We start from the raw sequence: 19165 nt of genomic DNA on the forward strand, positions 1-19165 counted from the left end.
GGATTACTACTATGGCTTTTGGTTCATTTATCCCGACTGGCGAGTTTAATATCGAGGACGAAATTGCTTGTCACAGCAGAATGTCCATGTCTCTACCTGATAGAGCTACGGCTGATCGTGATTTTGGCAACAATCTGTTGGATTTAGAGACTGGTGAGCAGGAAGCTAAGGCTAATGGCGACCATTTATCAGAGAAGGACTATAGTCTTCGACAAGACTATGCTAAAAATATGCGAGAAGCGGCGGCTTCACAAGATAATTATAACAGGTTTTCTGGAAATACACGGCATCCAGAAGCTATTGAATCTTTGAATATGCTCAAACTACACAAAATTAGATTAGAAGAAATCCGTGTAGACCATAGTAATCTGTGCTCTCAGGCGAGTGATCGTAATACTGATCGTCAATTTAATTCCATTGACGAGGCCCCTGGCGAGGATCGAGCCAAGAAGGCCGTGTGGGATCAGAAGAAGCTTCGTGCCGAGGGCGAGGCGGCCGAGGCGCGGGGCGACGACGCTACAAAGAGAGACTGCGCCTTTCGTTGGCACTACGCCAACGCTCAGGCATTTGGCGATATGGGAAAACTCGCCAAGATCAGGACCCAGCACGAGGCGTTCCGGGAGAACCTGGAAAAGGAGGGTCGTAAGTTCAATGATCTTGACCATCCGCGCGGCGAGGACCCGGCCGGCAAGGCGGCATGGGAGCAGCGTCAGCTTTGGAAACAGAAAGAGGAGTTTGGCCGGGCAGCGGAATCCGCCAGGCAGAATGGCGACCGTTTTGACCTGATGGATTGCCAGATCCGCGCGAGCCATGCCGACGCGAAGCTGAGGCAGGACGCCGTGAAGGTCCGGCAGATCGAGAGCACCCATAAGGCGTTTCAGACACAGACTGAATCGGCGACCGGTCGCAAGTTCAACGACCTATCGCAGCCGCGTGGCGAGGATGCCGCCAGGAAGACCGCATGGGAGCAGGGCCAGGGGCAGCAGCCCCGTGCCGCTCAGCCTCGGGCCGAACCCATGCGGGATGCCGCCAGGGGGGCCCCCCAGCGCCTCGGTATGGAGGTTCCTGGCTCCCAGCGTCGGAAGGAGTTGGGACAGGCTGCCCGTATGCAGGATGCCGCACGGGCCTTGGCTCAACCCGCTCAGCCGAAGCCGATCAAGTCCGAAGCAGAGGTCTATGATGATCTCAGTAAGACCATCAAAGAAGCTAACATGAATGGAGATCATGCAAAGTATCGTGATTGCGATATTCGCATGAGCCATATTGAGGCAAAAAAGAATGGTGAAACTTCACGGCAGGATATGATTGCCGGTCAGCACAAGGTTTTCCGCGAGGAGGTTCAGCGTGCGACAGGCCGTGAGTTCAATTCCCTGTCAGCACCGCAGGGCGAGAATGCAGAGAAGAAGGCCGAATGGGACAAGCGAGAGTCTAACCGTGAACACTACACCGAGTCCCATCTAAGCACGCGCGAGAAGGCGAATGCATCGAAGGCTCATGACGAAAGCCAGAACCGGCTTTTGAGCGAATCCAAGGCTGCACAGGAGAAGGGTGACACTTCTACCGAATTGGACCTTACGATGCGGCACAACCATGCCGCCGCGACGCGGCAGGCTGGCCTTGCCAACGACAAGGCCATGGATGCCGAGCGTGCCGGCCAGCCGGACAAGGCGCAGGGGTATCGCGCTGATCGGAACGTCAAGTCGTCCATGGCGGACACTATCGCCAGCGACCACCAGCGGTTCCGGGAGCAAACTGAGCAGTCGAGCGGTCGCCAGTTCAATGACCTGTCTCAGCCGCCCGGAGAGTCGAAATACGCTGCCATGCAGGCCAGGACCAAGGCACGTGCGCAGCAGCAGGAAGCGACGGGGCAGGTGCAGCCCTACCCCGTGAAGACCGGGTACATGACGCGGAGGCGGGAAGCGGCCAATAGGGAAGCCAACCAGCCCGAGCAGGCCGAATCCGCAATGAAGGAGGGCGCCACCTCGCCATCTGGACGTGCCCGCTACCTCAAGCGGCATGGTGCGACCGCTCCCGAGTTCATCAAGCTCGCCAAACAGGACCGCAATTTCGCGCACGCGAAGCAGTTCTACGACGAACGTTCCAAGGGCTTTAAGAGCGACCTCGCTAGGAGCAGGGAGCTTGCGGCTCAGCAGCCCAACCAGCCCCAGGAGGAGCGGCCGAGGCCGCTGGTACGCCGATGAGCAAGACTGTCCTCGCAGCGGCGATCAGCGCCGTCCTCGCCACCAGCGCGCTCGCCCAGGGCGCGCCGGGGGTTCCGAACCTCTCGCATAACGGCTCCGCCATGCGGCTCGATGTCGTCGGTGAGAAGGTCACGATCCGATACGCGCAGCCCCGTCCGGGGCTCGCCGAGGCTGGCGTCTATCCGGGCGCCGTCCTGTTCACGGGCATCTTCCAGGGTGACGTGATCGTGGGCCAGGCCGTTGCCTTCAAGGCGAGGTGTAGTCCGGCCCCCTACAACGTAGGCGGCCGGATCGAGGCCGGGCGCTTCGTCCTAGTCGGTCTCGGCCCGCACCGCGTCGGTTGCGTGGTTAAGGACTACCTCGCCAATAGCCCGCACAGCAGGCTCCCGTTCGAGGTGACGGATCAGGCCACGTTGGCGTTGCTCGCCAACCAGGCCGACCCGAAGCGTACGCGTACGGCGGCCGAGATGATGTCCGTCCTTCGGCCGGGAGCGAACCGCGAGCCGAGCCCGGCAGCCATGCGGGAATCCGCACCGGCACCGGCACCGGCACCCGCGCCCGTGCCCGCACCGACGCCGCAGGTTCAGGCCCAGGCACAGGCGCCCGCGCCTCCCCCTGTCCCCTTCGTTCCGGTCGCTCCGCTCCCTCGCACCGAGACGGTGACGCCTTCAGCGCCCCCGTCGCCAAAGGTTGCAGAGGTTCCGGTCCCGCCGCCCTCGGCGCCGGCTCCCATGGAGCTTCGCACGTCGGAGGCGGCCCCATCTGCCCCCGTCGCTCCTAATCCCTCAGTGGCGGTTGCACCGGCACCCCAGCCGAAGGTCAAGCCGAAGCTCGATGCCGACCTGTGACCCCGTGACGGTCGCGTAGACCGTCGCGGCATGGTCCTTACCCATCGCCCCGCCTCGCAGGCGGGACACCCCGAGCGCCCGTCTCCTCCAGGAGGCGGGCGTTCCGCTTTCATGGCGCATCCGCAGTCACAGCACGCGGTGTATCTCATTCCGGGTTGTGCATCGGTTGCTCCGGCCCGCCCAGGGGCAAGCGCCAGCGTCTTACGGACCCCGGCAGGCCGGTGCGAATCCCTCGCATTCAAGACCTCGGAACGACCGCGAGGCGGTTGAGACTGAGGGACAGCACAATGTCGAAGCGCAACCCGACCACCGCTTCCGAGCGTGACGAGACCAGCCAGGGCGTGAACATCCCGACCCACGGTGCTTTCGTGGTCGAGGGCGAAGGGGACAACGCCTTCTGGACGCGCATCGGCGCGGCATGGGCTCACCGGGACGGCCAGGGCTTCAACGTCAGCCTTTCGGCAGTGCCACTCAATGGCCGCCTCGTCCTGCGGATGCGCAAGGACCGGGAGGACTAACGGGGGCGTGCCCCCGGCACTCTAGCAAACGGAGCGACCCCAGGGGGATGGGCAACCGTCCCCCTTCCCTATGCTCCTGTGACTATCACGGTGACGGTCGCGTGGGACGGGACGCCACCCCACGCGCAGGTGCCTGCAAAGCCCCGAATCCGAAGGCAAGACGGTGACGGGGAAGGGAGCGAAAGCGCCATCCCGCCCCGGTGTCCGGTGCAGTCCTTTTGTGACCGGGTGTGCGGCGGGCGAGTCCGACCCCAAGGCCCAAGCGCAAGCGCGCCCCTTCGGGGCGGGCCTGGCAGTCGTTCTCTGAACCCGCCGCCTCTCCGGGTCACGGACCGCACGGGTCCGGCCAGATCGGGAGAGCGACAATGACCCATTCCAGCATCCGCACCGCAGCCCTGGCGATCATCTTCGGGGCACTCGCGCTCACCCAGGCCCTCGCGGGCGCTTTCCTGCCGGCTCTGCACTGAGCCGGGGGGCAGGGAATAGGGGAGGAGAGCGATGTGCCATCGGTTCCTTAGCCCACATGAGCGCCGCGCGCTCGTAGCCAACGGGATTTCCGCCGCCGGCCGACGCCAGCCTGATTTCGCTCCCGTTATCCGGCTCTGGCTCCCCACGTCGCCCCTGTCCTGGCTACTGACGCACACGCTTCCCGCGAACGATGACCTGGCCTACGGCCTGGCTGTGCAGCATGGCGATAAGCCGGTTTTCGAACTCGGCCATTGGAGCCTGAGTGCCTTCGAGAGTTTCGCCCAGGGCGGCTCGGAGACATGCCTTCGAGCGTCCTCTGTGTTTCTGGTCCAGGCGCCGCTCAGCGCTTACATTCGCGCCCTCATCCGCAAGAAGGCATGGGGCTACTGAAACGCGAAGGCCCGCCGGGACAACCGGCGGGCCAAACCCCATCTTGTGAGGGGGCGAGACGTTTGCCTCTTGCCCTCACCGGGAAGGGAGAGCCTTGGCGCCGTTGCCAGCACCATGAAGGGATGGTGCCACGGTCCGCGCCCAATTCAAGAGTCCCGCCGGTAGATCGACACCGACAGGGTGCGGCCCCGCGCCGGCTTGGTGTGCGCCTCGCCCCGAGGGTCAATGTATTCGATGCCGACGAGCCCAGCCACGCGAAGCTCGCTCAGCGTCCGAGAGACGTTCTGCGCGAGGGGATGACCAACGGCCTCATCCGCACCCATGCGGATCATCGCATGATGGAATCGGCCGGCGGCCTCGCGCTCGTCTCCGGGGGCCAGCGTTGCTAGATCCTCATCCAGGCTCTTGTGGGCTGATGCCTCACGCTTGCGCACGTCCTGGACACGTTCGATCCGCGCAGCAGCCCGTGCCTCATATCGGCCGGGTGGCAACAGTGCCTCGACATGGGCGGCCAGCTCGTTCCGCTCCCCGTTCCATGCCTCGCCGTCCCCTACTAGATCGAGCAGCGCGAGCCACGTGCAGAGGGCGAACCGAGGACGCTTCGAGGTTGCCGAGATCCGCTCGACTTCGGCAAGGTTTATCTGTGTCATGAGCCTTTAGTTTCGGGAAGCGCACGGCGTTACTGATTTTTGCTTCATGCACTCAGGAATGGGAAGTTGGCTTCCGCTTCCGTGTATATTTGATATACGGTAACAAAATCATATTTGCGACCAAGTGATGGCGTCCAATATCGACCATGAGCCATCCAGTCTCTATAGTTAATAGCCGCATTGATAGCTCCAATTACGACCTTGAATTCGGGATGATGCTCCTTCCATGCTGGAAGGATCTGCCTGTTGAGCGAAATAGACGAGCCAAATTCATCATAGAAATCTCTGAACGCTCTCGAAATAGGTTCTTTCTTTTTTTTATAGCATCGCTGAAGGTAATCTATCTTAAATGTTGCCTCTAAATCGGCAAGTAATGTAAACGCGCACGTTGCATCAAGCTCCGCTATACGAGCTTCCAGTTCCGATTGTATTTCCTCGGGTGCATACCCGAAGAATTTTGCGGCAGTCTGAGTTGTATAATAAAATCTAAGAGAGCTATCAGTGTCGTTATAGTAATTTGCGATTTCAGTTGAGCCTGGATTACTCGATGAAAAATCTACCAATGTTTTGTATTTAGCCATTGGAGATTTCCATAATCTTGCTAAGGAAGTTTTCCTTGTTGAATTCGATGAATTTCATATTAGGCGGGTTGGAGACAATTTTCCAAGTCCAGTCTATTTCTTTTTCCGGAGGTTTTTCCGCCTTTGATGATTGCGGGTCGTTGAGATCCACATGCGTAACAGATACACGAATACCAGTAGCGTCCTTGTCTACAAGGATTAGTCTACTCCGGCCAAATGCGCCGCTGATATCAATGCGCCCCTTAGTTCCGATAAGTTGAGTCCCGATTGGTGTCAAAGCAATGAATCTATTACCAATCGATATTATGCATTTCCTAACATTATAAACACCTGTATCTTCTTCGTGAATTTCTTGCTCGTGATATTCTATCGTAACAGACCCTGTAGAGGTCCACGGCGCTAGAAATTCCTCAATCGTACCATATACTTTGTTTACATAATCGATGTATTGATCTCTCTCGCGTCCCCAAAATTCCTTTATGTTCTCTTTGTTGTCTTGCTGTTGCTGGACAAAGCTATCAAAATCGGTGGCTGGCATGGCGGAAGCCCTTATGTGCGACGCAGGGCATTGCGCTCGCTCAATGCTCGGAGGTTATGGTGTCTGGCACAACGTTTGGCGAGGTTCCGGCGTCATAAGGTACGGTCGGACGGTCGTTGCACGCTCAGCGAGCCTTGCCTCGGACAGTTTGTTGGGGGGGAAGTTAGGGGAGGTCGATCATGCTATACTCTCTCAGAATCGACCGTCTTGTTCGGGTATAAGCTTCTTTATCTCCGCTTCTGCCGTGATTGGCATTTCGCGTTTCTCGTAGTCTCGTACGTTAGCGACAATCTGTTTTGCGCGATTTATTTTGTCATTTCGCCATTGAGTAGTTTCGTTCGCATTTAGTCCATCAAAAACATTAAATAGGTAATCTTTTTGATTGGAGCAGAATAGATAAAATCTGTTGGCTATCCATTTCTCAAATGCATAGCTGTCAAAAACATACCCATTTGAAGCATTCCATATTTTTGCCAGCCTGACAGTCGGTTTGATTAGATAGCTGTTATTTTTATTTGCGGTCTCTAGAGTTGAGTTGAAATCATTTGGACTTGTATCTTGCCAAGATGTAGTGCTGCTTGGAATTTTATAAGTCGAACCCCATTGGAAAAGCGCTGGTACCAAATCGAATTTGATATGGTTGAGTTCTAAAACAATGGTGGGGTGGCTTTGATAAATATCTGAGCTAGAGTAACGCTTCTCGACAAAACGCTTTAATCTGTCGAGATAAGTCTGAGGATTATAGCCTCCCTTCTCGAACACGATCAGATAATCGATGTCAGAATGTGCATCATCAACTCTTGGAAGGATGGTTCCACGTGTAGACGAACCAAATCGAAAATGAGTGCTCAAGCCATCGTCAGCAACCGTAAAATATTTATCAAGCCTAGATTTCAAAGTTGTGATAGATGTATTAATAGATGTGTTCTCGGTCGAAGATAATACGGCAGAACTCGCTCTCGATTGAAGATAGCTCAAAACAGACATTAATTTTTACCCTTATCGACGGCGTGCAAAGCCTCTCCGCGATCAATCCCTTTTTTGGCTCTTCTAAAATCTCGTTTAGCAAATGCGGGACTAGCCTGATTGAGTTCGTTTCTACGGGTAGTAAAACCATTCATCCCAGCAATTGCTGCCGCATCATCCCCGACTTGGGTCAATTCAATTTCTCGAAATACACGGGCATCATTGCGTAATGATAGGTATTGATCGCCAGAACTCTTATGATCCGCTGCTTTTTCGGAAGGTTTGAGGAATGTCATAAGGGCCGTTAGGACGGTCACAGCCGACGACATAGCACCCGCGATGACAGCATAGTCTTGGAAGAAGGCCGCTCCGGCCGCCGCACTTAATGCGACAGAGGGAATCCCGAACGCGTAGTTCCACCACGTCCATCGGTCAGCAGCATTGAAGTGCGCTTTGCCGGAGTGAGTGCAATCCTCCTCCATGCGAAGCAGTTCGGCGACGACCTTATCCGCGACGGGTTGGGACACGGGCAATAGCGTTGACTTCTCTTGGGCGTCGGAATGACGACCCATCAACCCTAGAGCGAAACCTGAACGGACAAAAGGTCGTTTGCCTCCACTTGCAAAAGGAGTTCCTTTTGCAAGTAAAGCTGAGCCGTGGTAGTTCAGCCTCTTACGACTTGCAAAAGGGCGCATCCAAAATGAGCGGGCGAATCGTCGGCTACGCGCGCGTATCGACGGGCGATCAGAACCTCAGCTTGCAGACCGAGGCTCTGGCAGGCATCGGCGCCGATCCCATCCACGAGGACCGGGCTTCCGGCGCCAAGGCGGACCGGCCCGGCCTCGCCGCAGCCGTCGCGGATCTCCGGCCGGGCGACACCCTTGCCGTGTGGAAGCTCGACCGTCTCGGCCGTAGTCTCCGCCAACTCATCGACACGGCGGATGCCATACAGGCGAAGGGTGCCCACCTTCGTTCCATCACCCAGGCCATCGACACCGGCACGGCCGGCGGCCGGGTGCTGTTCCACGTGCTCGCCGCCCTCGCTGAGTTCGAGCGCGAATCGATCCGCGAGCGCGTCACCGCCGGCATGGCGACCGCCAAGCGCCAGGGGCGTCATGTCGGCCGCCCCGGCAAGTTCGGCCAGGTCCAGGCCGATGCAGCCCGCCGGCTCCGCGCCGCCGGCTCATCGTGGGCGGAAACCGCTCGCGCTCTCGCCGTGTCGGAGTCCACCTTGTCGCGCGGCTTGCGCCGTTATTCGCAAGACGTTCGCTAACGATTCGCCAAAAACTACCATTGCAGTTTAATTGCCGAGTGCTAGCATTCTCCTGTGCATATCGCACGATAGGGGATTTTCGCTATGTCGGCGCCTCGCAACAAGCCCAGTAGTAAGGAGAGGAAGGCCCGCCCCGGTGGGTGTTTCACCGTCGCGTCGCAGCGCGCCCGCATCGCCCGCAAGAAGGGTGGCGGCGGCTCGGGAATCTCCCCAGCCGGCATCGTCTCGGAAATCATGTTCCAGCATGGCGGCCTGGTCGCGATCATGGCCGTGGGCCAGATCCTCGGGGAACTCGGCAAGGTCGCCGTTGGCGCGCTCGTCGGTCTCGTCGCGAGCTTCGGCCGAGCCGCACCGGAGACCTTCCAGGGCGGGCGTTCGGTTCGTGTTGCCGTCCCCGTTGCGCTCCCCTCGGCCATCCGGGGGACCGGCCCTCGCCGTGGCAGCCCGGCACCGGAGCTTACGGCGGGCGGCGGTGGAGCAGGCGGCGGAAGGCCAGGGCCATCACACCCCGAACCTGTGCCGTCGCCCGGATATGCCAAGAGGGGCGCCGCGGCCGCCAAGGCCAGGGCGGAATCCGAAGCTCGATTTGGAACCCCAGACGCATACGAATGGGTCGCTCAAAAGCTGCAATACGACCTTGATGCCCCAATCGGAAGGCATGTTAAAGGTTTGCAGAGACGTATTGAAAAGGTGGCACCGGAAGTTGTTCGATTGCTATCTAGGGAGACCAATGATCCCAATTCTGTAAGCTTTCGAGCGGCCAAAAGCATGTTTAAATCATGGTCGAAAGCTAATCCTGGCTACACAGATATATGTGCTGCTCACGCGATTTTCGGTGATCTCATCGAGCTACAGCGGGCCGTGGAGGAGGCCGCGCGCCTGATGGACCCTACGAAGGGGCCGGCGAACAGCGGCCCCGAAAACGGCGGAGACGAGGGCGAGGGCGGAACAAGGCTCAAGACCCCAAATGAGGAGCTTCCCGCCCCTAGTCCCTTCAAGATCTAGGAGGCTTCCATGCTGAAGCCGACCGAGTGTTTGGTTTGGGACGGGCAAGCGTTCTGTCCAGTCAGTTGTGAGGTGCCGATCCTGCCCCACGGAGCCAGGATGATGCCGGGGGCTATGTCCCCGGCCGCCATCACCACCGACGCCTTGCGCAGCTACGCCCAGGCCATGCGGATGAATCCGCTGATCTCCGCTTACCTCGGCGCCGGGCTCCAACGCCACGGCTACCGAGCGGGTGAAGACGAAGAACTCTATAATATCATGCTGGAATACCAGCCTGATTTTGCCGATGCATATGCGCCTGAATACCGTGAATTTGATGGTCTAGGCTTGGCATTCGGGTGTGAAGGTCGAAGATCTTCGATATTTGTCAATCTAAATCACAAAACAGCGCTAAAAACCCTGTTTCATGAGCTATTCCACACGGTCTATCATAACATTCCAGGTCAGGCCGTAGAGACCATGGAATCCTTCGGCAATAAGATCCGTGAGGCCAACGGTGTTGACCTGTCGCACCCGGACACGCGATCCGTGCGCTGGATCTATTCTTCTGAGGAAGCCGAAGCGTATGCCTTCGAGCGCTTCGCAACGGGACGGCCCATGCCGTTCGGCTTGAAGCTTCCCTCCCCCGTACGGGCGACCTTCCAAGCTGCGCTCCGGGGTGACTACGCCCATCATCGGGTTCGCACCTGATCGCGCCTCCGGCACGAGAGAGGAATTAGGAAGGGAAAGGGGTAGGGGCAAAGTTTCTTCATAAATTCGCGGGTTATTCGCTGTTTTCTGCGTTTTGCGTATTTACTTATAGGCCGTATCAGCCTATATTATCTGTATCGAAAGCGGCAAACGGCCCATCGATCCCCCCCCTCCCAGGACCAGTGCCATGAAGACCTCTTACGCCCTCGCCTCCCTCGCCACCTTCGCCGAGGTTCAGGTTGCCGCCTACCTCGACGCCGAAGCCGACGGTTTCCGCAACACCCCCGAGTTCTATTGGCTCCGCAACGAGGCCCGCCTTGCCAAGGCCAAGCGTAGCGCCGCCGCTCAGAAGGCCGCTGCGACCCGGAAGGCGAACAAGGTCGCCATCGTTCAGGCAGACGCCCTCCTCGCCCAGGTTGTCGCCACCGCCAAGACCAGCCGCAGCCGGAAGCCCCGCCGGGAGGTGCGGGCCAACGAGGAGGTTGCGGGGGCTTAGCCCCCCTCCCCCGTCACCAGGCCCCCAACTCAAGGAACGCCATCATGAACGCCGCCCGTCGCAGACAGATCGCCGAGGCTAACCGCCTTCTCATTGCCGCCCGTGAAATGCTGGCAGAGGCAGCCGAAGCCGAACGCGAGTATCTGGAAAATATGCCCGAGAACATGAAGGAGGGCGAGCGCGCTACCAGAGCCGAAGAGGTTGCCGACAACTTGGACAACATCGTGTCGTCTCTCGAAGATCATGAATCCGAACTGGACGACGTGGCCGCTTAGTCTTTCAACCCTGCAACGGTGTCAACTATGACACCAATAGGACATCTCGCCATGGCAAAGCCGACCGCCACCGCCCCGCGCGCCGACATCTACGAGACCGTCACCGCGACCATCGTTTCCGCCCTTGAGCAGGCCGCCAGCCCGACCGAGTGGCCGTGGGTGAAGGCCGCCGGGAACGGTGTCCCGGTCAATGCCCGCACCCGTAAGCCGTACAACGGAATCAACCGGCTCTTGCTTGGCATCGCCGGCATGGGGGGCGCGTCCCGGTATTGGGCGACGTTCAATCAGTGGAAAGACCTCGGCGCCAAGGTCAAGAAAGGCACCAAGGGAACGCTCATCACCTTTTGGGGTGACGTTTACTTACACGAGGAGACCGGCGAGCGAGTAGACCCGGACCACCCGAAGGCCAAGAAGGTTCTCTACGCGAAGGCCAGCCACGTGTTCAACGCGAACGATGTGGAAGGCTGGACCCTGCCGGCCGGCGAAACCATCCCGACCGAGGACCGGGTTTCAGACCTCGCCCAGGTTGAGGCGTTCGTGACCGCCACGGGGGCCAAGGTGACGAGCACGGGCGAGCAGGCGTTCTACTCGCCGGGCTTCGACATCATCACCATGCCGACCCGCAGCCGCTTCAAGGATACCGAATCCGCGACCGCGACCGAGCACTACTACGGCGTTCTGATGCACGAGCTTGTGCACTGGACCGGGAGCAAGGGCCGGTGCGACCGGGACCTGTCCGGCCGGTTCGGGGAGCAGGCTTACGCCTTCGAGGAGCTTGTTGCCGAGATCGGGTCCGCTTTCCTTTGCGGAGATCTGGACATCACCCCGCAGCCGCGCGCGGATAATGTCGAATACGTCCGTTATTGGCTCAAGGTGCTGCGCGACGACAAGAAGGCGGTTTTCACCGCCGCCAGCCTGTCGCGGAAGGCCGCCGAGTTCCTTCACGCCCAGCAGCCCGCGCCGGCTGTGTCCCTCGCGGAGGCCGCGTGATGGCCCACCGTTGGACCGACTTCGACGGGCCGGCGGCTATGGCCTTAGCCGGCCCCTACGACCTCAACGCCAGACAGGAAACGCCAGGACGCGTCCATTGGTGGCTTAACAGCGCCACCGGCTTCCATTGGATCAAGCGGGGCGTGGCGGAGACGATGCCAGAAGCCAAGGCCCCCGCCGAGGCCGCCTACGCCGATTTCATGGCGTTCGCGGCACGCCTCCGGCCGCTCGACGTGGCCGCGATCCTGGCGGCCCAGCAGGAGGACGGCACGCCCTCCCTCGCCCCCCTCTCCCCTCCTAATCTCTGCGAATAGAGCCTGCCATGAGCACCTTCCGCCGCATGATCGAGGCCGCCGCCGGCCGGGCCGTGACCCGCACGAGCAGTGACGGCAACCGCATCACCGTCATCCTCGCCCGTGAGGACGCCGAGGACTTTGAGATCAACCGAGCCATTCGCCTCGTCCTTACCGCGTCCCCCCTCTCTGTCGTGGCCCATTACACCGATGCCGGTAGCTTCGAGGCCAGGGCCGGCTATTGGGTGCCTGGCAGCGACGCGGCCTGTGCCGTGAGCCTGGCGGAGGCCAGGGCGGAGCCCGCCTTTATCGGTCTCTCTCTCGCCCTTGGTGATCGGCACGCACGGGACGCCAGGGCCGCGTTCTCGGTCGCGTAGGCGACTGATTATCTGCGGTTTTCCTCTGAAATCGTTAGCATTACATATTGATATATAGGCCGCATTGGCCTATTTATATAGGTGTCGGCAGGGCAATCCCGCCACGCCGCAGGAGACCAGATCGTGACCTCCGAAACCGCCATCCGCTACTTCATCGCCGTTCCCGCCCATCCGCAGTCCAATGGTGCCATTTTCGGAATCGGCACCACCGCCGAGGCCGCCATTGAGGACGCCTGGCAGGGAGAAAACTGCGGGCCAGACCGCCCTCACGTCGCCCGCGAGGAACCGGAATACGAGGGCCAGGGCGCGTTCGTGGCTTACGGCTCAGGCGGCCGAGAGCTTGGCCGCTTCTATGACGAGGACGACGCCCAGGAAGCGGTGGACCTCGACGGCTTTACCGCCCGCGAGTGCACGGAACGCCTCTATCGCTTGATCGAGGCGAACGGTGCCGATGCGAACAGCTTTAGTTGGGGTGAGGCTTCCAACGGACTCGATGATATCTCCGGAGAGGACATCCCGGACGGCCTGTACCATGACGAAGACGGTTTCAAGCCACTAGAGGCCGACAAGATCTTGCCGGAGGTATTCTACCAACTGATAGGCGGTGAGGTTTACCGGTATTGCTCGACCGGACCGACCTCCTATGATTGTCACGAGCGCCGCAAGGGCGGCCGAGATCATCATTACCGCACGATCTGGCACGGCATCGGGTCCCAGCAGATCGACAACGGGACCACCGCCGAGGCGTTCTCAAAGGTTGCGGAGGCCGCCTAAGCCGACTGTTTTCCCCGCTTCGGCGGGGGTCGCGTAAGTTCCCCTCTCACGGGGGGATCGCCCAACCGGGCATCCATCGAACGACACGGACACCGGGGCTCCTCGCTTCGTTCCCGTATAACGGTGTCATAGATGACATCGAAGTGAGCACGATCCTCCTCGCTCCCCTCCCTGCGGTTTCGCTCCCCCCGGCATCGCGCCGGCCGGGGCGGGCCGCAAGGCCAGGCTCCGTGCTCCGCAGCCTTGGCACCCCTCCCCTCAATACCGGCGCGAACACCCCCCCGAGCGACCGCCAGGCGGTCAGGAGGCGAAGATGTCCGATACCTTGTTCTTCCGCATTGCCGCCGTTGCCGATGGCCGGGCGCCCCAGCGAATCCGAGTTCTTCCCCATGCCGGCGGGCTGGTGCTCGTCGGCGCCGATCAGAGCCGTTCGCGCATCGTCATCACCGAGGCCGAGGCCGTCACGGGCCAGGGCGACGAACTGGACGGTCCCGCCTACCGCCTCGAATGCGGTTCGCTTTCGGTTCGCGTACCCCGCTTCGTCGTTGACTATCTGTTACAAGATAGTTCGCTATTTTATTAGTTTTCTATTGCTAAATGGGCCGATATGGCCTACTATAAGTCATAGTCCGCGAACGTTCTACGAGAGCTTACCATGATCGCCCGCACCGCTCGCATAGCCTTCCACCGCGCCGGCCCGCTCATCGCGGCCGGTGCGGCGGCCTTCGACAAGCGGGGCCTCTGCGTGGCCTGCATCGTCACCTGGCGCCGTCACGGAGAGGAGCCGGGCTACGCCCGGATCTCGCACTTCCAGATCGAGGAATCCGAAGACCTCGTGAGGTTTGTACAGGCAGCATCCCAGGGGCTGTTTCGCTCCTTTCCGGCGCTCGCCGCCGACTACGACCGCATCGAAACCTTGTTCCAGCGCGGCCCCCGCTCTCCGGCAAGCTTCGCGGCTAGGACCGTCCTCTTCTTCCATTCATGCCGGATCAACTTGCGCCTCTGGCGCGAGCGGCACGCTTCGTGAGGTTTCCAATGTCATCCGAACGTTCTTGGATTTACGATTATGACGGTCTCACCTTCGAGACCTACGAAATCGGTCGCACCGCCGAATCTCTCAAGCATCATACCATGCATAACGAGATCATTGTTCACCGTTCCGAAACCGGCCTACTGTCGGTTATCGAGAAGCAGACAGTAACGCCATGGCCGGAAGACCATAACTACACCATGTTCCACTACGCCTGGCACCCCAGCGACTTTGCCTGAACGGCTCGTGGCGGGTCCGACCCCCGCCAAGACCCTCCATGCCGGCATCCGCCGGCTCACCCCCAGCGAGACCGTTCAATGAGTGCCACTCAACTCTTCGCCCTCACCGGCCACGTCCGGCGCGACATGGCCGCCCAGGTCGCAAGGCTCTATGCCCTGCGGATCGCCCGGAAGGCGGATCTCGAACTCGACAGCATAGAGACATGGGTCCACGGCCAGATGAGCCGGGACGGCGGGGAAGAGGCCCGCAACCTCGCCATTGAGACCGGCCTTTCCCTGATCGAGACGCGCGGCATCGTCGGGAGCGCCTTACGGCGTTACTACGTCGCCCGCCGCATGGCCGCCCTTCCGCCGGCAATGCGTTGGCACGCCATCCGGTGCCAGAATCCGACCGTGCGCGTGTTGCTCGGCCTGATGGAGGCCATGGACCCCGTGGACCGGGGCGGCATGGACCCGATCCGGGCCACACGCCGGCTCTTCGTCCTGACCCAGGCCCAGGAACTCATCCAGCGCGAGCGCGCCGGCATGACGACCAGGCCGCGCCGGTTCCAGCCGAGATAGGGAGGGAAGGCGTGTCACGGCTCATCCCTCTCAAAGGCGGCCGGATCGACACCCCGGCCCGCCGCCTCGTGACCAAGGGGGCGGCGAACGCAGGGTCCATGGCCTTCGTCCGGGTGGACGTTTACGGCCCTGGCGAACCTGTCGGCGCGACGCCCAGGGCCACCGTGCACGTCCCCCGGAAAACCGGCCAGCGATGGTTCCGGGAGGACCGCCTGTTGCTCGCGGTCCTTGCCGCGCTCACCGACCCCGAGGAGGAGTGAATGCCCCTCCCCGCTCTTCGCATGATCCCATGGGACGCGCTTCGCGTAGCCCGAGAGACCGGCTTTGCTCCACTTCCGGGCCAAGAGCAGGCGTGGCTCATCCGCCGGGTCCTGTTGCCAGGTCGGTTCTTCCGCATCGCCGGTCCCGACGATGACCGCTTCGTGGAGATCGAGGCCGGCGCTGAGATCCCCGTGGGGCCGGACGGCCAGACCCCGGCAGGCGCCTTCGCCATCGTTTTCGACAACCGCGGCCGACAGACAGACCGCACCATCGAGCTTCAAGGCCGAGGCGCACCGCCCAGGCCACAGGACCGCCAGGGAGAATTTCCGTGATGCACTCGCCTCAAAACCCTGGACGAGTCATTGTGCCCGTCATCGAGTCGGGCGACCAGGGAGGGAACATCATCCCCTTCCCCCGTCCTACTCCCCTAGAGGGCGTTCCCATGACCGGCGACGAATTCGACGCCGAAATCCGCAGGCTTGGCTTCACGCAGTTGTCGTTCGCCGACTACGCCGGGATAGGCGGACGCACGGCTAGGACCTACGCCGCGAAGGGACCGCCACCTCTCGCCGAGGTGCTGTTGCGCTTGCTCGCCCAGGTCCACGTTCCGGGCGGTTGGCGTGGCAACCGTCTCCGGGAGGCTCCGAGCATCAGAGAAACGCGCGAGGCTATCGAACCGGCAGTGCAGCACATCATCGGCCGCGCCGTCGAGCAGCATTGGGACCCGACAACCATCGCCGACGCACTATCCGCCATCGCGGACGAGCTTCGCCAGGGGAGCGCCATCGAGCCGCGTCGGGCCACATCAGCCTAAAGGCGCGAATATATCCAAGACCGCCGGTATTAGGCCAACTTGGCCGATACCGGCGAATCGGCGCGGAGTTTCGAACGAATCTGTCGCATGTCGAGGTATTGCTTGGCATTTGCCAAGTATTGGTTGGAAATGCACCCGGCATTACTAGCTCGGGTGAAATCGCTCGAAAGCGAGCCCGTTATAAATCCAGGCATTTGCAACCGGCCACGGTTGCAGCTACATTAATAGCCGTTGCTCCGATAGGGGCAGCGCTTCGGTCTCACGTCACGGGAAATGACAGGGGATCGGAGACATCCGGGTGATGGTCTTTGCGGGACTTACCGGACGGCTCAGAGCTTGGGAAAGAGCGGTCGCGCTGATAACGCGATCTCCGTCCCCTGCATCATTACGTGTACCTGATTGTGCCCCTCGGCGCAATGGGAACGGCTGTCTGCGAGTCCCCAAACGGGGATGAAAATGGTAAGGGCCGAATCGCTCTCTTCGAGCGTAGCGCGCCTGTCGAGGCTGGAAGCCACGACGGCGCTGCATACAGCGATCATCCAACATTTCGGCCAGGCCGATGCCTGGCACGCACTCGATGCAGAGGAGCGCAAAGGCGCCCTCCCCCCTCGTCTTGGCATCGCCGGCGAAGCCGGCTTGGGCAAGACGGAAGCCGTGTTGACCGCGTGCGCAGAGCCCGCATGGCGCGAGCGCCGGGTTCTCTACCTCGTCCCCAGCGTCGAGCTTGGCGAGGAGCTTGCCGTTCGGGCCAGGGCCAAGGGGATCCTCGCAACCGTCATCCGGGGACGGTCCCAGGACGACCCCAACGCACCCAGCTTGAAGATGTGCCGCAAGAGCGACATCGCCGAGGGCGTAGCCGCCCTTGGGTTCAGCGTCACCGAGACCTTGTGCAAGGGCAAGAACGCGGCCGGCGAGACGGTCGAATGCCCGTTCCGCGAATCCTGCCCCTACGTCCAGCAGCAGCAAGCGGCGAAGAAGGCCCCCGGCCTGTACATCGCGGCGCACGCCTACCTGTCCCTTGGACTCGATGCCCTCAAGGAGGACACGTTAGACCTCCTCATCGTGGACGAATCGTTTTGGGCGACGCTCACACGCGAAAGCCGCGTGACCATCGACCGCTTCCTCACGAGCCGGACACCCGGAGAGAAGATCGCCCGAGCCCGGAAGGGAGAGCGTCAGCACGACGCCGACCTACGGTCCCAGGAGCTTTGGGCCGAGCATCACCAGGCCATGCGTGCGGCGGAAGACGCGATCCGTGGCGCGGCCCGCGAGGACCGGCAACCGACCCTCGCAGACTTCCGCGCCTACGGGCTCAGCGAGGGGCTGTGCACCGCCGCCATGGAGCTCGAATACTCGCGGCTTGGACGCCCGGAGATCGACGCCGGCATGGAGGAGAAGGACCAGCGGGACGCCCTCGCCCAGGCCGTTCAACGTGAGGCGTTCGGTTTCGCCCGCGTCTGGCACGTGCTCAAGCGGGAGTTGGCAACCGAGCGCCAGGGCGAGCCTCACGGCCTCACCGTGGAGATGGGGCATCTCAACCGCCGGAGCGGCGAGTTGGAGAACGTCTTGACCCTGGCATGGAGCGTGGAGCCCAGGTTCCAGGGCCTCCCGCTCCTCGTCATCGACGCGGATGCGGACGACCTGATCCTGTCCCGGTTCTATCCGGGAATCCGGGTCGAGAGCATCCGGGCCGTGTGGCGAAACGTAACCGTGCGCCAAGTCACGGACAGGACGGGGAGCAAGCTCGCCTTTTCGAATCCGGCCAATCGCGAGCGGGCGTGGCAAGCCGGCCTCGCCCTCGCAGACCGTCATGCCGAGACGGTCGCGGACGACCCCTCCCGACGACCCCTCGTCGTAGCGCAGAAGGCCGTCAGGGAGGCATGGATCGAGGAGGGGCGCACGGACGGTGCGCCGTTCGACGTAGCTCACCAGGGCGCGCTTCGCGGCAAGGATCAATGGAAGAACACGGCGGGCGTTCTCATCGTGGGGCGGATCGAGCCGAATCCGAGCGAAGTCGAGCGCCAGATGCGGGCGGTGTTCTTCGCCGACGCGACCCCCCTCGCCTTCCTAACCCCTGACCGGGAAACGGGTCGCACGATGCTCCCGAAGCGGGACGGCGCGATCCGCACGCGCTCCGGCGCGACGGTCGCGGTGCCGGTCTCATACCACCCGGACGAGCGAGCCGACCGGATCATCCGCCAGATCCGCGAGGCGGAGCTTATGCAGGCCATCGCCCGGTGCCGCCCGATCCATCGGGGCGCCGACGTACCGTGCGAGATCCTGATTTTGACAAACGTCCCCCTTCCCCTGGAAGTGGACGAAGTGACGACGTGGGACAGCGTAATCCCCGACCGGTTCGAGCAGATGCGGCTCTCCGGCTTCCTCCCGGACGTGGCCGGCGACTGCGCCGCCGCCTACCCCGGGCTTTGGGAAAGCGCGGAGGCCGTGCGCCAAGCCGCGAGCCGGCTTCGCCGCCGCGCGACGGGTCGCGCGACCGTCGAAAGCGTGACGGTCTCTATAGAGGAATCTCTATATGGGAACGGTCACGCTTATGCGGGACTGTCCCGTGTGATCTACAGGGTGTCAGGGAGTAGGCGGAGCAGGGGGGCCTGGGTCCGCGTCGCGCCGGCCGAGACCGCCGATGCCCTCGAAACCCGCCTCGCGGGCCTGCTAGAGGGGCTGCACGGCCTTTCCCTCGTCGGTGCCCTGCCCGACCCTGTGCAGGCCCCGGAGGCCGCCCAGGAGGCCGTTGAGGCCCATGCCGCGACCGTCGCGGCCTTGCACGCATCCGGGGAGTGGACGTGGTGGGTCCCGCCAGGAGTCGCGCGGTGGCCCGTGCGACCGTCCCGGCCGGGTTCCGTGCGCCCCCCGGACCCCGACGACCCCGTGGTTAACCAGCCGTCAACGTGACCTTGGCACCGTAGCCG

Annotated in this window: 25 protein-coding genes; 20 read left to right on the plus strand and 5 right to left on the minus strand. The window is 61.5% G+C overall.

All coding sequences use genetic code 11. The features are described 5' to 3' along the window. The first annotated feature begins 11 nt into the window (after positions 1 to 11). From MKK75_RS00985 to MKK75_RS01000, 4 genes are all read left to right on the plus strand, one after another. Complete coding sequence (locus MKK75_RS00985; RefSeq protein WP_244040768.1) at positions 12 to 2201, plus strand: hypothetical protein; 2190 nt, start codon at positions 12 to 14, stop codon at positions 2199 to 2201. After that, positions 2198 to 3049, plus strand: a complete 852-nt coding sequence (locus tag MKK75_RS00990; RefSeq protein WP_244040769.1) for a hypothetical protein — start codon at positions 2198 to 2200, stop codon at positions 3047 to 3049. Before MKK75_RS00985 ends, MKK75_RS00990 begins: the two co-directional genes overlap by 4 nt. A 287-nt stretch (positions 3050 to 3336) precedes the next feature. Further along, complete coding sequence (locus MKK75_RS00995) at positions 3337 to 3567, plus strand: hypothetical protein (protein WP_244040770.1); 231 nt, start codon at positions 3337 to 3339, stop codon at positions 3565 to 3567. A gap of 498 nt (positions 3568 to 4065) precedes the next feature. Next, on the plus strand, positions 4066 to 4425 hold the full coding sequence (locus MKK75_RS01000; protein ID WP_244040771.1) for a DUF2958 domain-containing protein: 360 nt from the start codon (positions 4066 to 4068) through the stop codon (positions 4423 to 4425). A gap of 146 nt (positions 4426 to 4571) precedes the next feature. On the opposite strand, the gene MKK75_RS01005 is transcribed toward MKK75_RS01000, so the two are convergent. The 5 genes from MKK75_RS01005 to MKK75_RS01025 all read right to left on the minus strand — a co-directional run bounded on the left by MKK75_RS01005 (position 4572) and on the right by MKK75_RS01025 (position 7687). Further along, positions 4572 to 5075, minus strand: coding sequence for a hypothetical protein (locus MKK75_RS01005; protein ID WP_244040772.1), 504 nt, complete (start codon positions 5073 to 5075; stop codon positions 4572 to 4574). Between the two features lie 44 nt (positions 5076 to 5119). Next, complete coding sequence (locus MKK75_RS01010; RefSeq protein ID WP_244040773.1) at positions 5120 to 5656, minus strand: hypothetical protein; 537 nt, start codon at positions 5654 to 5656, stop codon at positions 5120 to 5122. After that, the gene (locus MKK75_RS01015) at positions 5649 to 6194 is read right to left on the minus strand and encodes a hypothetical protein (protein WP_244040774.1); all 546 of its coding nucleotides are present in this window, start codon (positions 6192 to 6194) and stop codon (positions 5649 to 5651) included. The genes MKK75_RS01010 and MKK75_RS01015 overlap by 8 nt, the downstream gene beginning before the upstream one ends. Positions 6195 to 6386: 192 nt before the next feature. Continuing rightward, entirely contained in the window at positions 6387 to 7181 is a 795-nt protein-coding gene (locus tag MKK75_RS01020; protein WP_244040775.1) for an SMODS domain-containing nucleotidyltransferase, read from the minus strand. Continuing rightward, positions 7181 to 7687, minus strand: coding sequence for an SLATT domain-containing protein (locus MKK75_RS01025; RefSeq protein ID WP_244040776.1), 507 nt, complete (start codon positions 7685 to 7687; stop codon positions 7181 to 7183). The genes MKK75_RS01020 and MKK75_RS01025 overlap by 1 nt, the downstream gene beginning before the upstream one ends. Before the next feature lie 173 nt (positions 7688 to 7860). Between MKK75_RS01025 and MKK75_RS01030 the strand changes: the two genes are divergently transcribed. The 16 genes from MKK75_RS01030 (at position 7861) to MKK75_RS01105 (ending at position 19148) form a co-directional block, all read left to right on the plus strand. Then, entirely contained in the window at positions 7861 to 8433 is a 573-nt protein-coding gene (locus MKK75_RS01030) for a recombinase family protein (RefSeq protein WP_409567496.1), read from the plus strand. Between the two features lie 84 nt (positions 8434 to 8517). Beyond that, positions 8518 to 9438, plus strand: a complete 921-nt coding sequence (locus MKK75_RS01035; RefSeq protein ID WP_244040778.1) for a hypothetical protein — start codon at positions 8518 to 8520, stop codon at positions 9436 to 9438. Between the two features lie 9 nt (positions 9439 to 9447). Beyond that, entirely contained in the window at positions 9448 to 10128 is a 681-nt protein-coding gene (locus MKK75_RS01040; RefSeq protein ID WP_244040779.1) for a hypothetical protein, read from the plus strand. 187 nt (positions 10129 to 10315) lie between these two features. Beyond that, positions 10316 to 10624: a hypothetical protein gene (locus MKK75_RS01045; protein ID WP_244040780.1), complete on the plus strand. Its 309-nt coding sequence runs from the start codon at positions 10316 to 10318 to the stop codon at positions 10622 to 10624. Positions 10625 to 10668: 44 nt separating this feature from the next. Continuing rightward, positions 10669 to 10899: a hypothetical protein gene (locus MKK75_RS01050; protein WP_244040781.1), complete on the plus strand. Its 231-nt coding sequence runs from the start codon at positions 10669 to 10671 to the stop codon at positions 10897 to 10899. Positions 10900 to 10950: 51 nt separating this feature from the next. Next, positions 10951 to 11889: an ArdC family protein gene (locus MKK75_RS01055; RefSeq protein WP_244040782.1), complete on the plus strand. Its 939-nt coding sequence runs from the start codon at positions 10951 to 10953 to the stop codon at positions 11887 to 11889. Next, positions 11889 to 12203: a hypothetical protein gene (locus MKK75_RS01060; RefSeq protein WP_244040783.1), complete on the plus strand. Its 315-nt coding sequence runs from the start codon at positions 11889 to 11891 to the stop codon at positions 12201 to 12203. Before MKK75_RS01055 ends, MKK75_RS01060 begins: the two co-directional genes overlap by 1 nt. Before the next feature lie 8 nt (positions 12204 to 12211). Then, entirely contained in the window at positions 12212 to 12559 is a 348-nt protein-coding gene (locus tag MKK75_RS01065; protein ID WP_244040784.1) for a hypothetical protein, read from the plus strand. A gap of 123 nt (positions 12560 to 12682) precedes the next feature. After that, positions 12683 to 13333, plus strand: coding sequence for a hypothetical protein (locus MKK75_RS01070; RefSeq protein ID WP_244040785.1), 651 nt, complete (start codon positions 12683 to 12685; stop codon positions 13331 to 13333). A 313-nt stretch (positions 13334 to 13646) separates the two neighbouring features. Then, positions 13647 to 13916, plus strand: coding sequence for a hypothetical protein (locus MKK75_RS01075; protein WP_244040786.1), 270 nt, complete (start codon positions 13647 to 13649; stop codon positions 13914 to 13916). A gap of 72 nt (positions 13917 to 13988) precedes the next feature. Further along, the gene (locus MKK75_RS01080; protein ID WP_244040787.1) at positions 13989 to 14360 is read left to right on the plus strand and encodes a hypothetical protein; all 372 of its coding nucleotides are present in this window, start codon (positions 13989 to 13991) and stop codon (positions 14358 to 14360) included. An 8-nt stretch (positions 14361 to 14368) separates the two neighbouring features. Continuing rightward, positions 14369 to 14602 (plus strand): hypothetical protein, encoded by a 234-nt coding sequence (locus tag MKK75_RS01085; protein ID WP_244040788.1) that lies wholly within the window; start codon positions 14369 to 14371, stop codon positions 14600 to 14602. Between the two features lie 78 nt (positions 14603 to 14680). Further along, a complete protein-coding gene (locus MKK75_RS01090; protein WP_244040789.1) occupies positions 14681 to 15163 on the plus strand; it encodes a hypothetical protein in 483 nt (160 codons plus the stop codon). Between the two features lie 11 nt (positions 15164 to 15174). Continuing rightward, positions 15175 to 15423 (plus strand): hypothetical protein, encoded by a 249-nt coding sequence (locus tag MKK75_RS01095; RefSeq protein ID WP_244040790.1) that lies wholly within the window; start codon positions 15175 to 15177, stop codon positions 15421 to 15423. Between the two features lie 443 nt (positions 15424 to 15866). Next, positions 15867 to 16238, plus strand: a complete 372-nt coding sequence (locus MKK75_RS01100) for a hypothetical protein (protein WP_244040791.1) — start codon at positions 15867 to 15869, stop codon at positions 16236 to 16238. 456 nt (positions 16239 to 16694) lie between these two features. Then, positions 16695 to 19148 carry a hypothetical protein gene (locus MKK75_RS01105; RefSeq protein WP_244040792.1) on the plus strand — a complete coding sequence of 818 codons (2454 nt, stop codon included), beginning with the start codon at positions 16695 to 16697 and terminating at the stop codon, positions 19146 to 19148. The last annotated feature ends 17 nt before the right edge of the window (positions 19149 to 19165 follow it).

This window comes from Methylobacterium sp. J-030, assembly GCF_022829545.1.
In the GTDB taxonomy this organism is placed as follows: domain Bacteria; phylum Pseudomonadota; class Alphaproteobacteria; order Rhizobiales; family Beijerinckiaceae; genus Methylobacterium.